We start from the raw sequence: 14,908 nt of genomic DNA, 5'->3' as shown, positions 1-14,908 counted from the left end.
TCACCCGGGTGGGCCCGCCGAGGGGTGGGCCCACCCGGCCCGTGATCGAGTGGGAGCGTGGAGGCCCCCCGACAGCTGCTCCCCGAACCCGTGCGCCGGGTCGGCGCCTGGTGTGCCGTGATCCTGCTGGCCGCGGGGGTCGTGTACGTCGGGATCCGGCTCGCCGACGAGTTCCGTACGGCCGTCGTGCCCGTGCTGCTCGCGCTGCTCGGCACCGCGCTGCTCGGGCCCTTCCACCGGCGGCTGGTCAAGGCCGGGGTCCACCGGTCCGTCGCCGCCGCGCTCACCTGTGTCGCCGTCGTGGCCGTGGTCGGCGGCGCGGTGTACATCGTCGTGGCCGCGCTCATCGACACCGGCGACCAGATCGTCGCCTCCCTCAGGACCGCGGCCGAGGATCTCGCCGACCACTTCGGGGCGGCCGGGACCTCGCTGGACGACCTCGCCTCCAACTCCAAGGACCTGCTCACCAAGTTCGGCGGCACCGCCGCCTCGGGTGTCATCAGCGGGGTCAGCGTCGTCGGCGAGACCATCGCCATGGCCGTACTGGCCCTGCTGCTCGTCTTCTTCTTCCTGCGCGACTCCGACCGTGCCGCGGACACTCTGCGCTCGATGGCGCCGAGCGGGTCCGCCGACACCGTGGTGGCGATGGCGCGGCGGGCCTTCGAGGCCGTCGAGGGGTTCATGCGGGGGACCACCTTCATCGCCTTCATCGACGCGTTCTGCATCACCCTGGGCCTGCTGATCCTCGACGTGCCGGGCGCCGTCGGGCTCGGCGCCCTGGTCTTCGTCGCCGCCTACATCCCCTACCTCGGCGCCTTCATCTCCGGCGCGGTCGCCGTGCTGGTCGCGCTCGCCGACCGGGGTTTCGTGATCGCCCTGTGGGTACTGGGGGTCGTCGTGGCGGTCCAGCTCCTGGAGGGGCACGTCCTGCAGCCGATGATCCAGAGCAGGACCGTGCAGATGCATCCCGCGGTGGTGATGGTGGCGATCACCGCCGGTGCCTCGGTGGCCGGCATCCTCGGCATGCTGCTGTCGGTCCCGCTGACGGCGGCGGCCTTCGGCGTCCTCCAGGAGCTGCGCACGCGCTACACGCCGCCCGAGCCGTCCGACTCCGGAAAGGAAGCCGTATGAGCATCAGCCCGGCCGATGCCGTGGAGGCCGCGTTCCGCTTCTACCGGGCGCAGGACCGCGAGTCGGCGTTCCCGCTCTACGCCGACGACTTCACCTTCACCAGCCCCCAGGACGACCACATCGACAAGGCCGCCTTCTTCGAGCGGTGCTTTCCCACGGCCGACCGGATGCGCGAGCAGCGGATGCTGCATCTGACGCAGGCCGACCCGGAGGTCGTCCTCGCGCACTACGAGTACGTGCTGACGACCGGTGAGCGGTACCGCAACGTCGAGGCCATCACCGTCCGCGACGGCCTCATCCGGGAGGTACGGGTGTACTTCGGCGGCCGGGCCTGAGGCCTACGGGCCCGCTCCGTCCGCTCCACTCCTGCCGTCCGACTCCGTCAGCTCGAACCAGATGCTCTTGCCCCGGCCCCGCGGATCCACCCCCCAGGTGTCCGCGAGCAGCTCGATCAGCATCAGGCCCCGGCCGGAGGAGGCCAGTTCGCCGGGTCGGCGCTTGTGCGGGAGGTCGTCGCCGGTGTCGGTGACCTCCACCCGCATCCGGCGGGCGCCCGGCTCGCCGCGCACCTCGGTCAGCAGCAGGGCGTCGGCGTCGGTGTGGACCAGGACGTTGGTCAGCGTCTCGGAGAGCAGCAGCACGGCGGAGTCGACCTGGTCGGCGGAGGACCAGTCGTGCAGCAGCTCACGCAACTGCTGCCGGGCCACCGCGACCATCTCGGGCTCGTCCTGGGCCACCGTCAGCATCGAGCGGCGCACGACGGGCCGTACGGCCACCGGCGCCCCGCAGCCGCAGCCCTCCCCCTCCCGGCACAGCAGCAGCACCGCTATGTCGTCCTCGCGCCGGTCGGCCAGCGGGCCCGTGGTGTGGTGCGAGGAGGGCCCGTGCACCGCCTGGACCAGGGCGTCGGCCAGCTCCTCCAGTTCGCCCTTGTGCTCCTCCAGGATCGAGCGGAGCCGCTTCCAGCCGGTCTCCAGGTCGTGGCCGCCGGTCTCGATCAGACCGTCGGTGCACAGCAGCATCGTCTCGCCCGGCTCCATGGTGATCCGGGTCGTCGGATAGTCCGCGTCCGGATCGATGCCGAGCGGCAGCCCGCCGGCCGTGGGCCGGGTCAGCACCGTGCCGTCCGCCATTCGGACCGCCGGGTCCGGATGCCCGGCGCGGGCGATGTCCAGGGTCGCCGAGGCGGGGTCGACCTCGACGTACAGGCAGGTCGCGAAGCGCAGGTCGTCGGGGGTGTGGTCGGTCATGCCGTGCAGGAAGCGGGAGGCCCGGGAGAGCACCGCGTCCGGGCGGTGGCCCTCGGAGGCGTAGGCGCGCAGGGCGATCCGCAGCTGGCCCATCAGCCCGGCGGCCCGTACGTCATGGCCCTGGACGTCCCCGATGACCAGGGCGAACCTGCCGGCCGGCAGCGGGATCATGTCGTACCAGTCACCGCCGACCTGGAGGCCGCCGCCGGTGGGCACATAGCGGGCGGCGACGCTCATGCCCGGTATCTCCCGCCTGCCGAGCGTGGGCAGCATCGAGCGCTGGAGCCCGTCGGTGAGCTCCCGCTGGGTCTCCGCGGCCCCGGCCCGGGACAGCGCCTGCGCCAGCATCCGGGCCACCGTCGTCAGCACCGAGCGCTCGTCCGGGGTGAACGCCACCGGATAGGTGAAGGCCGCCATCCAGGCGCCCATCGTGCGCCCGGCGACCGTCAGCGGCAGGTACGCCCACGAGTGGCGGCCGAAGTGCTCGGCGAGCGGCCAGGTCACCGGGTAGCGGGAGCGGTACTGCTCCGGGGTGGAGAGGTAGACGGCCCGGCCGGTGCGGACGACCTCGGCGGCCGGATAGTCGGTCTGCAGGGACATGTGCGTGAAGGGGGCCTCGTCCCCGGGCTGCTGCCCGTGGTGGCCGATGATCGTCAGCCGGTCCGCCTCCACCCCGAACACCGCGAGCCCGTCCGGTGAGAACCCCGGCATCGACAGCCCGGCCGCGACCCGCAGCACCTCCGCCGTGGACCGCGCCTCCGCCAGCGCCCGGCCCGCGTCCAGCAGGAACGCCTCCCGCGAGCGCCGCCAGTCCCCGGTCACCGCGCGCCGCCCGGCCGGGGTGCCCGGCTCGGGCTCGGTGACCTCCTGAAGGGTGCCGATCACCTCGTACGCCCGCTTGTGCGGGTCGAAGGAGGGCTTGAAGCGGGCGCGGGTGACGCGGACGACCTCGCCCCGCTCGTCCATGATCCGCACCCGCACCTCGCCGAGCGTGCCCTCGGCGACGGCGAGCTGGATCACACCGGTGATCTCGTTCCAGTCGACCGGGTGCAGCCGGGCGCGCACCTGGGACTCCCGGAGGGTGGCCCGCTCCCCGGGCAGCCCGAGCAGCCGGGCGGTCCCGGCATCGGCCGTGACCAGCCCGGTGGCGGTGGACCAGTGCCATTGGCCGGTCGCCAGGGCGGCGAGAACCTCCCCCACGGCGGGCAGGGGCTCACCAGTGCGCATTGACCCACTCTAAGAAGAGGCCGTCCGGGGCTGCCACCGAAGGGGGTGCCGCTTGCCCGGTACGCTGGGGGTGTTTCACGTGAAACTCGACCCCGATCCGCGAAGACTGGATGAACGACGATGCATCGGTACAGGTCCCACACCTGCGGCGAGCTCCGCGCCTCTGACGTCGGCACCGACGTCCGGCTGAGTGGCTGGCTGCACAATCGGCGCGACCTGGGCGGCATCCTCTTCATCGATCTGCGCGACCACTACGGCATCACGCAGCTCGTGGCCCGCCCCGGCACCGCCGCCTACGAGGCCCTGGACAAGCTGTCCAAGGAGTCCACGGTCCGTGTGGACGGCAAGGTCGTTTCCCGTGGCACCGACAACGTGAACCCCGACCTGCCCACCGGCGAGGTCGAGGTCGAGGTCGGCGAGGTCGAGCTGCTCGGCGCGGCCGCCCCGCTGCCGTTCACGATCAACGCCGAGGACGGGGTCAACGAGGAGCGGCGCCTGGAGTACCGCTTCCTGGACCTGCGCCGCGAGCGCATGCACAAGAACATCATGCTGCGGTCGGCGGTGATCGCCTCGATCCGCTCGAAGATGGTGGCCCTCGGCTTCAACGAGATGGCGACCCCCATCCTGTCGGCGACTTCCCCCGAGGGCGCCCGCGACTTCGTCGTCCCCTCCCGCCTGAACCCGGGCAAGTTCTACGCCCTTCCCCAGGCGCCGCAGCAGTTCAAGCAGCTGCTGATGATCTCCGGCTTCGACCGGTACTTCCAGATCGCGCCCTGCTTCCGTGACGAGGACGCCCGCGCCGACCGTTCGCCGGGCGAGTTCTACCAGCTCGACGTCGAGATGAGCTTCGTCGAGCAGGAGGACGTCTTCCAGCCGATCGAGAAGCTCATGACGGAGCTGTTCGAGGAGTTCGGCAACGGACGGCACGTCACCTCCCCCTTCCCGCGGATCCCGTTCCGCGAGGCGATGCTGAAGTACGGCTCCGACAAGCCGGACCTGCGGGCCCAGCTGGAGCTCGTCGACATCACCGACGTGTTCGAGGGCTCCGAGTTCAAGGCCTTCGCCGGCAAGCACGTGCGCGCGCTGGCGGTGCCGGACGTCTCCGCGCAGCCCCGGAAGTTCTTCGACCAGCTCGGCGACTTCGCCGTCTCGCTGGGCGCGAAGGGCCTGGCGTGGGTGCGGGTGGCCGAGGACGGCTCGCTGACCGGCCCGATCGCGAAGTTCCTGACCGAGGAGAACGTCGCCGAGCTGACCAAGCGCCTGTCGCTGTCCGCCGGTCACGCCGTGTTCTTCGGCGCGGGCGAGTTCGAAGAGGTCTCGAAGATCATGGGCGCGGTGCGGGTGGAAGCCGCCAAGCGCGCCGGTCACTTCGAGGAGAACGTCTTCCGGTTCTGCTGGATCGTGGACTTCCCGATGTACGAGAAGGACGAGGACACCGGGAAGATCGACTTCTCGCACAACCCGTTCTCGATGCCGCAGGGCGGTCTGGAGGCCCTGGAGACCCAGGACCCGCTGGACATCCTGGGCTGGCAGTACGACATCGTCTGCAACGGCGTCGAGCTGTCCTCCGGCGCGATCCGGAACCACGAGCCGGAGATCATGCTCAAGGCCTTCGAGATCGCGGGCTACGAGCGTGACACCGTCGAGGAGCAGTTCGCGGGCATGCTGCGCGCCTTCCGCTTCGGCGCCCCGCCGCACGGCGGCATCGCCCCGGGCGTGGACCGCATCGTGATGCTCCTCGCCGACGAGCCGAACATCCGCGAGACGATCGCCTTCCCGCTCAACGGCAACGCCCAGGACCTGATGATGGGCGCGCCGACGGAGCTGGAGGAGGCCCGGCTGAAGGAACTGCACCTGACGGTGCGCAAGCCGCAGCCGAAGTAGTGAGCACCTGAGCCGCAGGGCCCGGAGCCGTATTCCACGGTTCCGGGCCCTTCAGCTTTCACAGCCGGCCACAGCCCGCACCCACGCTCCTTACAGGCGTCTTACCTAACGTCGGCGGGCATGACGGGAAACCACACGGCCCAAGAGCCGAAACACAAGCGGGACCTGACGCGGCGTAAGGTCGTCGTCGCCGGAGCGGGTGCGGTGGCGGCGGTGGGCGTGGGCGGCACGCTCGCGGCGGGTGCCTTCGCGGACGAGACGAGCGGGACGGCCGGGACGGCCTCGGAGTCCGGGTCGGCGGCCGAGGCCTGCTACAGGCTCACCTCGGAGACCACCGAGGGTCCGTACTACATCGACGCCGACAAGATCCGCCGGGACATCACGGAGGACAAGGAGGGCATCCCGCTCGTCCTGAATCTCAAGGTGATCGACAACGAGACCTGCGAGCCGATCGCGAACGCGGCGGTCGACATCTGGCACTGCGACGCGCTCGGCATCTACTCGGGCTACGAGAGTCTGTCGACGGGCGGCGGCACGCCCCCCACGGACGCCCCGAGCGACATGCCGTCCGGTACACCCACGGGCGAGCCGCCCTCCGGCGGCACCGGCGGCGGGATCCACGAGGAGCCCACCGACGACGAGCGCTATCTGCGCGGCACCTGGAAGACCGACAAGCACGGCCGCGTGACGTTCAGGACGATCTTCCCGGGCTGGTACCGGGGCCGCTGCGTCCACATCCACACGAAGGTGCACGTGGACGGCGAGTGGACGGACGCCGGCTACGAGGGCGGCCACACCTGCCACACCGGCCAGTTCTTCTTCGACGAGGAGTCGGTCCTGGCCTCGGCCGAGGTGGACCCCTACTCCACGAGCACGACGGAGCGCACCACGCTGACGGAGGACACCATCTACGACCAGACCGGCACGACCGGCGGCCTCCTCAGGCTGAAGTACAGCAAGAAGAACATCGCCAAGGGCGTCACCGGCTCGATCACGATGGGCGTCGACCCGGACACGACGAACACGGGCACCTGACCCCTCGGCACCGGCGTCAGATGATCCCGAGCAGCCCGTTGCCGCCGAGGAGAGTGCCGTTGTCCTGGGTCAGGCCGAGCGAGGGGCCGGTGAAGACGCGGGCGCCGGTGCCCGTGGGGCGGGTGGAGCCGCCGGGGAGCACGAACACCGCCCCGGTGGAGTTGTTCTCACCGACGGCACCGACGATCAGCTCCGGGCGGCCGTCCTTGTTCACGTCACCGGAGGAGACCGTCGTGCCGAAGAAGTCGTCGGCCTCGGAGACGCTCGGGACGCCCGAGGTGTCCTGGGTGAAGGTGTACGCGCCGGTGCCCAGGGCGCCCGAGGCGCGGCCGGGGATCACGGTGACCGCACCGGCGCGCTGGACGCTGCCGACGTCCTCGTAGGGTGCGCCGACCACGATGTCCGCGAGGCCGTCCCCGTTGAGGTCGGCCACCGTCAGACCGCCGCCGAAGGCGTCGTACTTCTCGCTCGCCCCGGGCACGCCCGCGGTGTTCTGGGTGAGCTGGACGGGCTCGGTGGCGTGGGAGATGCCGTTGGCGGAGCCGTACCAGACCAGGACCCGGCCGCCCTTCGCGCCGTCCGTGCCCTCGATCGCGGGCTCGTCCGGGTCGCCGGCCACGAGGTCGGCGTAACCGTCGCCGTTGACGTCGCCGGTGGCGGCGATCAGGCCGTTGCCCGCGAGCTCCGTCCCGTACGCGAACGTGGTGTAGATGCGGCCGCCGGTCAGGTCGCCGTCCCGGGCGGTGACGACGGCCGGGGCGGGCACCCCGTCGCCGTCGAAGTCGCCGAGCGTGACGGACTCCAGGGAGCCGGTGTCCATGTTCAGCATGCCGACGCCGAAGGTGCCGGTGCGCGAGAAAGGGCCCGTGAAGTGCACGGACGCGTCGTAACCGGCCGCCGCCGCCCAGGTCTTGGACGCCGCGCCCAGACTGAGCGCGGCGATGTCCTGCCCGTACAGGTGCGGGGAGCCGGACGGCGACGGCAGATCCGTCCCGCTCGTCAGTCCGCTCCTGCTGCCCCACAGCACCGTCACCGCGCCGGAGTCCGTCCCCTTGGAGGTGTCCTCGTAAGGCGAGCCCACGACCAGGTCTGCGTAGCCGTCCCGGTTCAGGTCGGCGGTGGCGGTGGCGGCCCCGAACCCGTCGTACGCCTCCGCCGTGCCCGGCACTCCCGAGGTGTTCTGCGTGATCGTCCTGCGGTTGCTCGCGGTCAGCCCCGACTTCGAGCCGTACAGCACGACCACCGCGCCCGCGGCCTCCTTGCCGGAGACGTTCGCCCCCGGCGCCGGCAGTACGGCGTCCTTGTACCCGTCGCCGTTGAAGTCCCCCGGCACCGCGCCGTGCACCGCCTGCGCGGGGCTCAGCACGCCCACCGTGAGCCCCGCCGCCAGCAACGCGGCCATACCCCATCTGCGCATCTGAACATCCCCTCTAGGACAGGAGTTTGTAGCCGCCGAAACCGGTCGCGATCTTCGTCCGGGAGCCGAAGGAGCCCTTGCCGTCGCCGCTGTTGCGCCACAGATTGCCGCTGGCGTCGCGGGAGACGAGGTCCGCTCTGCCGTCGTCGGTGATGTCGCCCACGCCCACGACCGCGTTGTACGAGGCGCCCCAGTCGCTGAACAGTTTCACGCGGGGCGCGAAGGTGCCGTCGCCCTTGCCGTCGTAGCGGTAGAGGGTGTTGGCCTTGTCCTGGGCGAGGAGGTCCGCCTTGCCGTCGCCGGTGATGTCACCGACGCCCACGATCTTCTTGTACGTCTTCCAGTTGTCGTAGAGCTTCACGCGGGCGGAGAGCTTGCCCGTGCTGGTGCCCTTGTGGAGGTAGACGGTGCCGGTGGAGGCGTTGCGGGTCAGCAGGTCCGGGCGGCCGTCGCCGGTCAGGTCACCCGGGGAGGTCAGGACGTCGTACTGGGTCCAGCCGCTCGAGGCGAGGGTCGTGTACGACGTCGACGGCTTGGGCGTGGTGTAGCAGCCCGGCTTGTACAGGCGCAGGGCTCCGCTCGACAGCCGTACGAGGACGTCGTTGCAGCGGTCCCCGCTCAGGTCGCCGAACGGGATCACCTTGACGGTGGTGGGCCAGCCGGTGCCGGTTCTCTTCTCGCCGAACTTGCCCGTGCCGGTGCCCGCGTGCCAGGTCAGGCTGCCCGAGGAGCTGAGGGTGAGCAGGTCGCCGCGGCCGTCGGGGCCGTCGGGGCTGGTGAAGTCGTGCCGGACGGGCGCGCCCCGCTCCATGAAGCCCTCGCCGGACGTCACCGTGACCGGCGTTGTGGTGCCCACGCCGATGGCCTTGAGCGTCCACCGGAACTCACCGGTCGGGAACCAGCTCCCGCTCACCGTCTTCCCGCTCCAGGACACCGACACCCGTGCCGAGGCGGCGCCGCCGGTGATCGTGCGGGTGGCCTTGCCGTTCGCATCGCTCTGGACGGAGGTCAGGGTGAGCGACCAGGAATTGACCGGGCGGGACAGCAGCCAGTCGCCCTGCCAGGCCGTCGACGGGGTCGCGAGGTCGCCGGTCTCCGCCCGGAGCGCCGTCACCGCCGACGGGGTGACTCCGGTGGTGGTGACCTGGGTGCGCTCGTACAGGTCGAACCAGGCGACCAGGCCCGTGTACTCGTCCACGGTCCAGCGGTGGCGGCGGTCCAGGGCGACGCCGCTGTCGGGCAGGCCGGAGGCGATCACCCGGGTGGTGCCGGTGGCCGCCTCGGTCAGGACCAGGGTCGCGGCCGCGTGGTCGTGGCGGACCGTGAAGCCGTCAGCGAGCAGCACGTCACCGGGGGTGACTGCCTTCGCCGTACCGGCCTTGGTGTCGTACACGCCCGCCGAGGCCGACCCGCAGGCCCAGTACACCCAGCGGCCCGCCGCCTGCAGCTCGCTCGGCACACAGCCGAGGCCCGGCACGGTCACCGTGGCGAGGGTCTTCTCGGTGGTGAGGCTGTACGAGGTCAGCTTGCCGGCGGTGGTGGTGGCGCTCCACAGGGTGGGGCCGTTCAAGGCGGCGGCGCGTGCCGACCGCTTCAACTGCTGGCCCTGGCCGAACTCGCCGACGTACTGGGTGGATCCGGAGGTGTAGACGGCGTAGTCGTCGGAGACGTCGACGATGCTGCCGCCGGCGGTGCCGAACTCCAGGTCGCTGCCCGCCACGGAGGTGACCCGGTCGGCGTTCTCCAGACCGACGTCAGCGAACGTGCTGAGGTAGACGTCGTCCGGCTCGGTGCCGGTGTTGCCCCACAGCGGGACGCAGGTGGTGCTGCCCTCCTGGCGGCAGACCACTCTGGACGAGAGCTGGGCGCTGTCCACGGCGGCGGTCGCGGTCAGTACGGTGGAACCGTTCGTGGTCAGGGAGCGCAAGGTCGTGTAGCGGCCGGAGTCGACGACACGCAGGCTGCCACGGCTGAGCGCGATGCCCCGCTTGGCCTTCTCCGCAGCCGGGACCCGGTACAGCTTCTGCAGTGCCGGGGTGCCGTCCGCGGCCTGGCTCACCCTTTGGAGCCACCAGTCGTCGGCTCCGGTGCCGCCCGTGACGAGGGCGCCCCCGGAGGCGGGGAGCGCGTACTCGCCCGCGTTCGACAGCAGCGTCCGCGTGGAGCCGTCGGTGAGCGAGAGGGCGACGACCTCGAGGCCGGACGGCAGCACGAGCCAGTCGCCGACCAGGACCGGCTCGCCGTTGGTCTCGTCGGGATACGGCAGCGTGACGACCTGCTCCGGGGCGGTGAGGTCGGTACGGGACTTCAGGTGCAGCTCGCCGGTGCCGCGGTCGTACCAGCCGACGCGGTCCTCGCTCATCACGTAGTCATCGGCGTCGCCGGCGAACACCTCGGTGTTCACGGCGGAGTCGACGTCGATGTAGTGGATGCCGCCGTTACGCGCCCACAGCACGCCCTTGGAGTCCGCGGCGACGATCTCCTTGTCCTGGATGTTCGTCCACTCACCGGTCACCCTGCGGGTGCGCTGGGCACCGTCGACGAAGTCGATCAGGGAGTAGTTCGTGACGATGGTGTCCCCGGCCAGGGCCCGGTAATACCCTTCGCCGGAACTGGTCCAGGTCACCGCCTTGGAGGTGGCCGTCGCCGGGTCCCAGAGGGTGACGGACGCGGCGGCCGCCGCCGACGGCAGGGCGACCAGGTCCGCGTCGGATCCGTACCGGGCCGTACGGCACTCGCAGGTGTCGGTCGGGCTGTAGACGCCGCCGTCCGCGTTTTTGACGGTGACCGTGTCACCGGTCGCGTAGTCCGTCCACAGCAGCCCCGCCAAACCGTCCGCCCGGTGCAGATAGCCGCTCTCGCCCGCGACGAACGGGCGGTCATCGCGCGGAGTGGCGGAGCTGGGATCGCTGAGCGCGATCCTGGTGGTTGCGGCCTCGGCCGCCTCCGCTGTGTCGGTGCCGTCCGTCAGGACGATCACGGACGTGGCCGCGACGGCGACCACCAGTGCGGAGACGGCGGCGGCCAGACCGCCCCGTCTCAGGGCGTGTCTGCCCACGTGAGGTTCCCTCCCCCGCGAGGGTCCCCGCCCTCGCACAAGTGGACGGATGCTACCAGCGGTTGATCACCGTCAAGGCGGCGGGCGTCAGCCCTTGTCGGTGGAGCCGGAGAGCTTGCGGCTGCGGCGGCGCAGGGCCGGGCCGAGGCGGACCAGGACACGCTTCTCCATGCCCGCGACGCGCCGCTCCATGGCGGCGAGCTGCTTGCGCGTGGCCTCCAGCTGCTTGACCGCGGCGTCGAGCCGCTCGGCCGTTCCCGTCGCGCGCTTCTCGGCGGCGGTCAGCTTCGCGCGCAGGTCGCTGTTCTGCTTGGTGGCCGTCGTCAGCTTGGTCTCGGACACCGTGATCCGCTCCCGCAGCCGGCTCATGCGGTAGCGCGTCTGGCCGTCCTCCGTGCCGTCCCAGACCTGCATCGAGGCGGGGAGGTCCAGGGAGGCGACGCGGGCCTCGTAGGCGGCACCGCCGTCGCCGTGCTGGTAGGCGTTGTCCAGGCCGTTGCGGGTGAGGAACGCGGTGATGCGCTCGAACCGCTCGCCGTGGCCCTTGATCATCGCCGACCAGTCGGCGGCCTCGTACAGGTCACGCGGGTCGGTGTCGGCGGACAGCGACGAGAGCGCGCGGTGCGGGATGTCGAAGTAGCGGCACAGTTCGAGGGTGCGCGAGTCGTGGGTGAGGACGACGGCGGGGGTGCCGGCCAGCAGGGCGGCGATGTTGCCGTGGATGCGGGTGCCGTAGGCGAAGTCGTAGCCGCGCAGCTCGTCGATCCAGGTCGCCGGGTCCAGCGGCATGCGCACCTTGTTCTCGCGCAGCAGGTCGTGGGTGAGCATCTTCGGGAAGGGGTCCCGGGCGCCCGACTCGGGCGTGGTGTCGCCCCACAGCAGCAGTTCCGCGTCCACGGTGTTCTGCGCGTAGTAGGTGAAGTTCGGGTAGTGCGCGTGGCCGTACTCGGCGATGCCGGCGATGGGGCCGACCGGGCGGGCGTTCGGCGACATGTTGATGGCGATGCGCGAGTCGGCGGTGATCTCCGTGGCGCGGATCGCCGGGAAGGTCTCGCCGTAGAGGAACATCGACGGGCAGCCCATGATGTCGACGCTGTCGGCCGGGGCGCCGTGGTCCCGCAGATAGCCGGCGGTGAGTTCGCCGCGGACGCCGATGGAGGCCGACCGGTCGAGGACGGCCTTCAGGAAGCGCTTCACGGAGGCTTCCATCGGCTTGAGCTGGTCGGTGGCGTAGTCGTCGGTGGTCTGGGCGCCGCAGCCGAAGACGACCACCGGGATGGTGAGCTGCTCGATCAGCTTGGAGAGCCGGTCGAGCGAAGCCTGGAACTGCGGGCGGAAGGCGTTGGCGAGGGGGACGACGAAGACGTCGTACTGCTCGTTGATCTCCGCGGCGCGCTCGGCGGTGTGAATGGTGCGGATGCCGTTGGACGTGACCTCGGTGCCGGGCGTCGTCAGCATCTTGTGGGCGGAGTCGCTGAAGAGCAGATTGCCGGTGTTCGTCCCGATGAGGTCCTGGTGGATGAACTCGGTCGGGGAGGCGACCCGGAAGGGGCTCTTTCCGGATCGGATCAATATGCGCTTCACGGCGGTCCTTGATGCTGCTCGTCGCCGATGAGGCGGACGGTGACTGGGTGAAGCGAACACTATATGCAAGTGAATGAATAGTGAAAGAGGTGTCACCGTCCGCCGAAATGTGGATCTTTAGCGCGCCACGTACTGGGTCAGGATCGCCTGGACCTCGTAGATGTCGACGCCCTTGGTGAAGGTCTTGGTGATCGGCATCTGCGTGCCGGAGACCCAGATCTTCAGTTCGGCGTCGAGGTCGAAGGTGCCCGCCGTCTCCACCGCGAAGTGGGTGATGCTGCGGTAGGGGATGGAGTGGTACTCCGTCTTCTTACCGGTGATGCCCTGCTTGTCGACCAGGATCAGGCGACGGTCGGTGAACAGGATGGTGTCGCGGATCAGCAGGTAGGCGGTGTGCACGGTCTCCCCCTGACCGAGCAGCTTGGCGTAGTCCTGCGCGGCCTGCGCCGGGTCGATCGGGTGTGCGTTGCCGAAAAGAGCCATGAGAGGACCCCCCACTCGAATGTCACGCGGCCTGGGCCGGCCGCGTGATCATGGCCAGATATATCTGGTGAGTGGGGGGTCCGAGAAGGGCTGTTACGCGGCTGTGTCCCCGCCGAAGCGGTCCTTGTACGTCTCCAGGTCCTCGTCCGTCAGCTTGGCGAACAGGACCGGCGGGACGGTGAAGGCGGTGCCGGCGGGTACGAAGGCCAGGGACTTCGCCTCGTCCGCCGAGACCCAGGTCGCGGTGTCGTCGGTGAGGGCGAAGGACTGGCGCATGGCGGCCGACGTCGACGGGATGAACGGCTCCGACACCACCGCGTACAGGTGGATCAGGTTCATCGCCGTACGGAGGGTCAGGGCGGCGCCCTCCTGGTTCGTCTTGATCTCCAGCCAGGGGGCCTTCTCCTCCAGGTAGGAGTTGCCCGCGGACCACAGCGCGCGCAGGGCCGCGGCGGCCTTGCGGAACTGGAGGGCCTCCATGTGCTCCTCGTACTCGGCGAGGAGGCGCGCGATCTCCTCGCCCAGGCGGGCCTCGGCCTCGCCGGGCTCGCCGCCCGCCGGGACCTCCTCGCCGAAGCGCTTCTTGGAGAAGGACAGGACGCGGTTGACGAAGTTGCCCAGGGTGTCGGCCAGGTCCTTGTTCACCGTCGCCGTGAAGTGCTCCCAGGTGAAGGACGAGTCGTCCGACTCGGGGGCGTTGGCGATCAGGAAGTAGCGCCAGTAGTCCGCCGGGAGGATCTCCAGGGCCTGGTCGGTGAAGACGCCCCGCTTCTGGGAGGTGGAGAACTTGCCGCCGTAGTACGTCAGCCAGTTGAAGGCCTTGACGTAGTCGACCTTCTTCCACGGCTCGCGCACGCCGAGCTGGGTCGCCGGGAACATGACGGTGTGGAAGGGGACGTTGTCCTTCGCCATGAACTCCGTGTAGCGGACGTCCTGGTCGACGTCGTACCACCACGCCTTCCAGTCCCGGTTCTCCGGGTCCTGGTCCGACCACTCCTTCGTCGCGCCGATGTACTCGATCGGGGCGTCGAACCAGACGTAGAAGACCTTGCCCTCCGCCGCCAGCTCCGGCCAGGTGTCGGCCGGGACCGGGACGCCCCAGTCGAGGTCACGGGTGATGGCACGGTCGTGCAGGCCCTCGGTGAGCCACTTGTGGGCGATGGACGAGGCCAGGTGCGGCCACTGCTGGTCGTGGCGGGCGACCCATTCGCGGACCTCGTTCTCCAGCTTGGACTGGAGGAGGAAGAGGTGCTTGGTCTCGCGGACCTCGAGGTCGGTGGAGCCGGAGATCGCCGAGCGCGGGTTGATCAGGTCGGTGGGGTCGAGCACCCGGGTGCAGTTCTCGCACTGGTCGCCGCGGGCCTTGTCGTAGCCGCAGTGGGGGCAGGTGCCCTCGACATAGCGGTCCGGGAGGAAGCGGCCGTCGGCCGGGCTGTACACCTGGCGGATCGCCCGCTCCTCGATGAAGCCGTTCTCCTGGAGCTTGCGGGCGAAGTGCTGGGTGATCTCGACGTTCTGCTCGCTGGAGCTGCGGCCGAAGTAGTCGAAGGCCAGCGCGAAGCCGTCGTAGACCGCCTTCTGGGCGTCGTGCGCCTGGGCGCAGAACTCCGCGACCGGCAGGCCCTGCTCCTTGGCGGCCAGCTCGGCGGGGGTGCCGTGCTCGTCGGTGGCGCAGATGTAGAGGACGTCGTGGCCGCGCTGGCGGAGGTACCGGGAGTACACGTCCGCCGGGAGCATGGACCCCACCATGTTGCCCAGGTGCTTGATCCCGTTGATGTACGGAAGGGCGCTGGTGATGAGGTGTCGAGCCATGGTTTGGCTGCTCCCGGGTCGGTTGTT

10 protein-coding genes are annotated in these 14,908 nt (G+C 70.3%); 4 read left to right on the top strand and 6 right to left on the bottom strand.

All coding sequences use genetic code 11. The annotated features are described in order from the left end of the window. Positions 1-57 precede the first annotated feature (57 nt). Positions 58-1,131 carry an AI-2E family transporter gene (locus AC068Z_RS10675; RefSeq protein WP_478554268.1) on the top strand — a complete coding sequence of 358 codons (1,074 nt, stop codon included), beginning with the start codon at positions 58-60 and terminating at the stop codon, positions 1,129-1,131. Next, the gene (locus AC068Z_RS10670; RefSeq protein ID WP_478554267.1) at positions 1,128-1,466 is read left to right on the top strand and encodes a nuclear transport factor 2 family protein; all 339 of its coding nucleotides are present in this window, start codon (positions 1,128-1,130) and stop codon (positions 1,464-1,466) included. The genes AC068Z_RS10675 and AC068Z_RS10670 overlap by 4 nt, the downstream gene beginning before the upstream one ends. A gap of 3 nt (positions 1,467-1,469) precedes the next feature. On the opposite strand, the gene AC068Z_RS10665 is transcribed toward AC068Z_RS10670, so the two are convergent. Next, a complete protein-coding gene (locus AC068Z_RS10665) occupies positions 1,470-3,608 on the bottom strand; it encodes a SpoIIE family protein phosphatase (RefSeq protein ID WP_478554266.1) in 2,139 nt (712 codons plus the stop codon). A gap of 120 nt (positions 3,609-3,728) precedes the next feature. Here AC068Z_RS10665 and aspS point away from each other — a divergent pair, with 120 nt between their 5' ends. Further along, positions 3,729-5,492 (top strand): aspartate--tRNA ligase, encoded by a 1,764-nt coding sequence (gene aspS / locus AC068Z_RS10660; protein ID WP_478554265.1) that lies wholly within the window; start codon positions 3,729-3,731, stop codon positions 5,490-5,492. Positions 5,493-5,612: 120 nt separating this feature from the next. Then, positions 5,613-6,527 (top strand): intradiol ring-cleavage dioxygenase, encoded by a 915-nt coding sequence (locus tag AC068Z_RS10655; protein ID WP_478554264.1) that lies wholly within the window; start codon positions 5,613-5,615, stop codon positions 6,525-6,527. Positions 6,528-6,543: 16 nt separating this feature from the next. Here the strand turns inward: AC068Z_RS10655 and AC068Z_RS10650 are convergent, their stop codons facing one another. From AC068Z_RS10650 to metG, 5 genes are all read right to left on the bottom strand, one after another. After that, positions 6,544-7,944 (bottom strand): VCBS repeat-containing protein, encoded by a 1,401-nt coding sequence (locus AC068Z_RS10650; protein WP_478554263.1) that lies wholly within the window; start codon positions 7,942-7,944, stop codon positions 6,544-6,546. 13 nt (positions 7,945-7,957) lie between these two features. After that, positions 7,958-11,002 (bottom strand): FG-GAP repeat domain-containing protein, encoded by a 3,045-nt coding sequence (locus tag AC068Z_RS10645; protein WP_478554262.1) that lies wholly within the window; start codon positions 11,000-11,002, stop codon positions 7,958-7,960. 87 nt (positions 11,003-11,089) lie between these two features. Next, positions 11,090-12,586: a polysaccharide pyruvyl transferase family protein gene (locus tag AC068Z_RS10640; protein ID WP_478554261.1), complete on the bottom strand. Its 1,497-nt coding sequence runs from the start codon at positions 12,584-12,586 to the stop codon at positions 11,090-11,092. 117 nt (positions 12,587-12,703) lie between these two features. After that, positions 12,704-13,069, bottom strand: coding sequence for a PH domain-containing protein (locus AC068Z_RS10635; protein WP_478554260.1), 366 nt, complete (start codon positions 13,067-13,069; stop codon positions 12,704-12,706). Positions 13,070-13,162: 93 nt separating this feature from the next. Continuing rightward, on the bottom strand, positions 13,163-14,881 hold the full coding sequence (gene metG, locus AC068Z_RS10630; RefSeq protein ID WP_478554259.1) for a methionine--tRNA ligase: 1,719 nt from the start codon (positions 14,879-14,881) through the stop codon (positions 13,163-13,165). Positions 14,882-14,908 lie beyond the last annotated feature (27 nt).

This window comes from Streptomyces sp. NPDC043726, from assembly GCF_056436565.1.
The sequence above is the reverse complement of the archived record's forward strand: the minus strand, read 5'-3'. Positions and strand labels throughout refer to the sequence as shown.

Excerpts from the sequence above, each read along its gene's own strand:
- AC068Z_RS10670 (WP_478554267.1), top strand. The coding sequence starts at position 1,128 with ATGAGCATCAGCCCGGCCGATGCCGTGGAGGCCGCGTTCCGCTTCTAC.
- AC068Z_RS10665 (WP_478554266.1), bottom strand. The coding sequence starts at position 3,608 with ATGCGCACTGGTGAGCCCCTGCCCGCCGTGGGGGAGGTTCTCGCCGCC.
- aspS (WP_478554265.1), top strand. The coding sequence starts at position 3,729 with ATGCATCGGTACAGGTCCCACACCTGCGGCGAGCTCCGCGCCTCTGAC.
- AC068Z_RS10655 (WP_478554264.1), top strand. The coding sequence starts at position 5,613 with ATGACGGGAAACCACACGGCCCAAGAGCCGAAACACAAGCGGGACCTG.
- AC068Z_RS10650 (WP_478554263.1), bottom strand. The coding sequence starts at position 7,944 with ATGCGCAGATGGGGTATGGCCGCGTTGCTGGCGGCGGGGCTCACGGTG.
- AC068Z_RS10635 (WP_478554260.1), bottom strand. The coding sequence starts at position 13,069 with ATGGCTCTTTTCGGCAACGCACACCCGATCGACCCGGCGCAGGCCGCG.
- metG (WP_478554259.1), bottom strand. The coding sequence starts at position 14,881 with ATGGCTCGACACCTCATCACCAGCGCCCTTCCGTACATCAACGGGATC.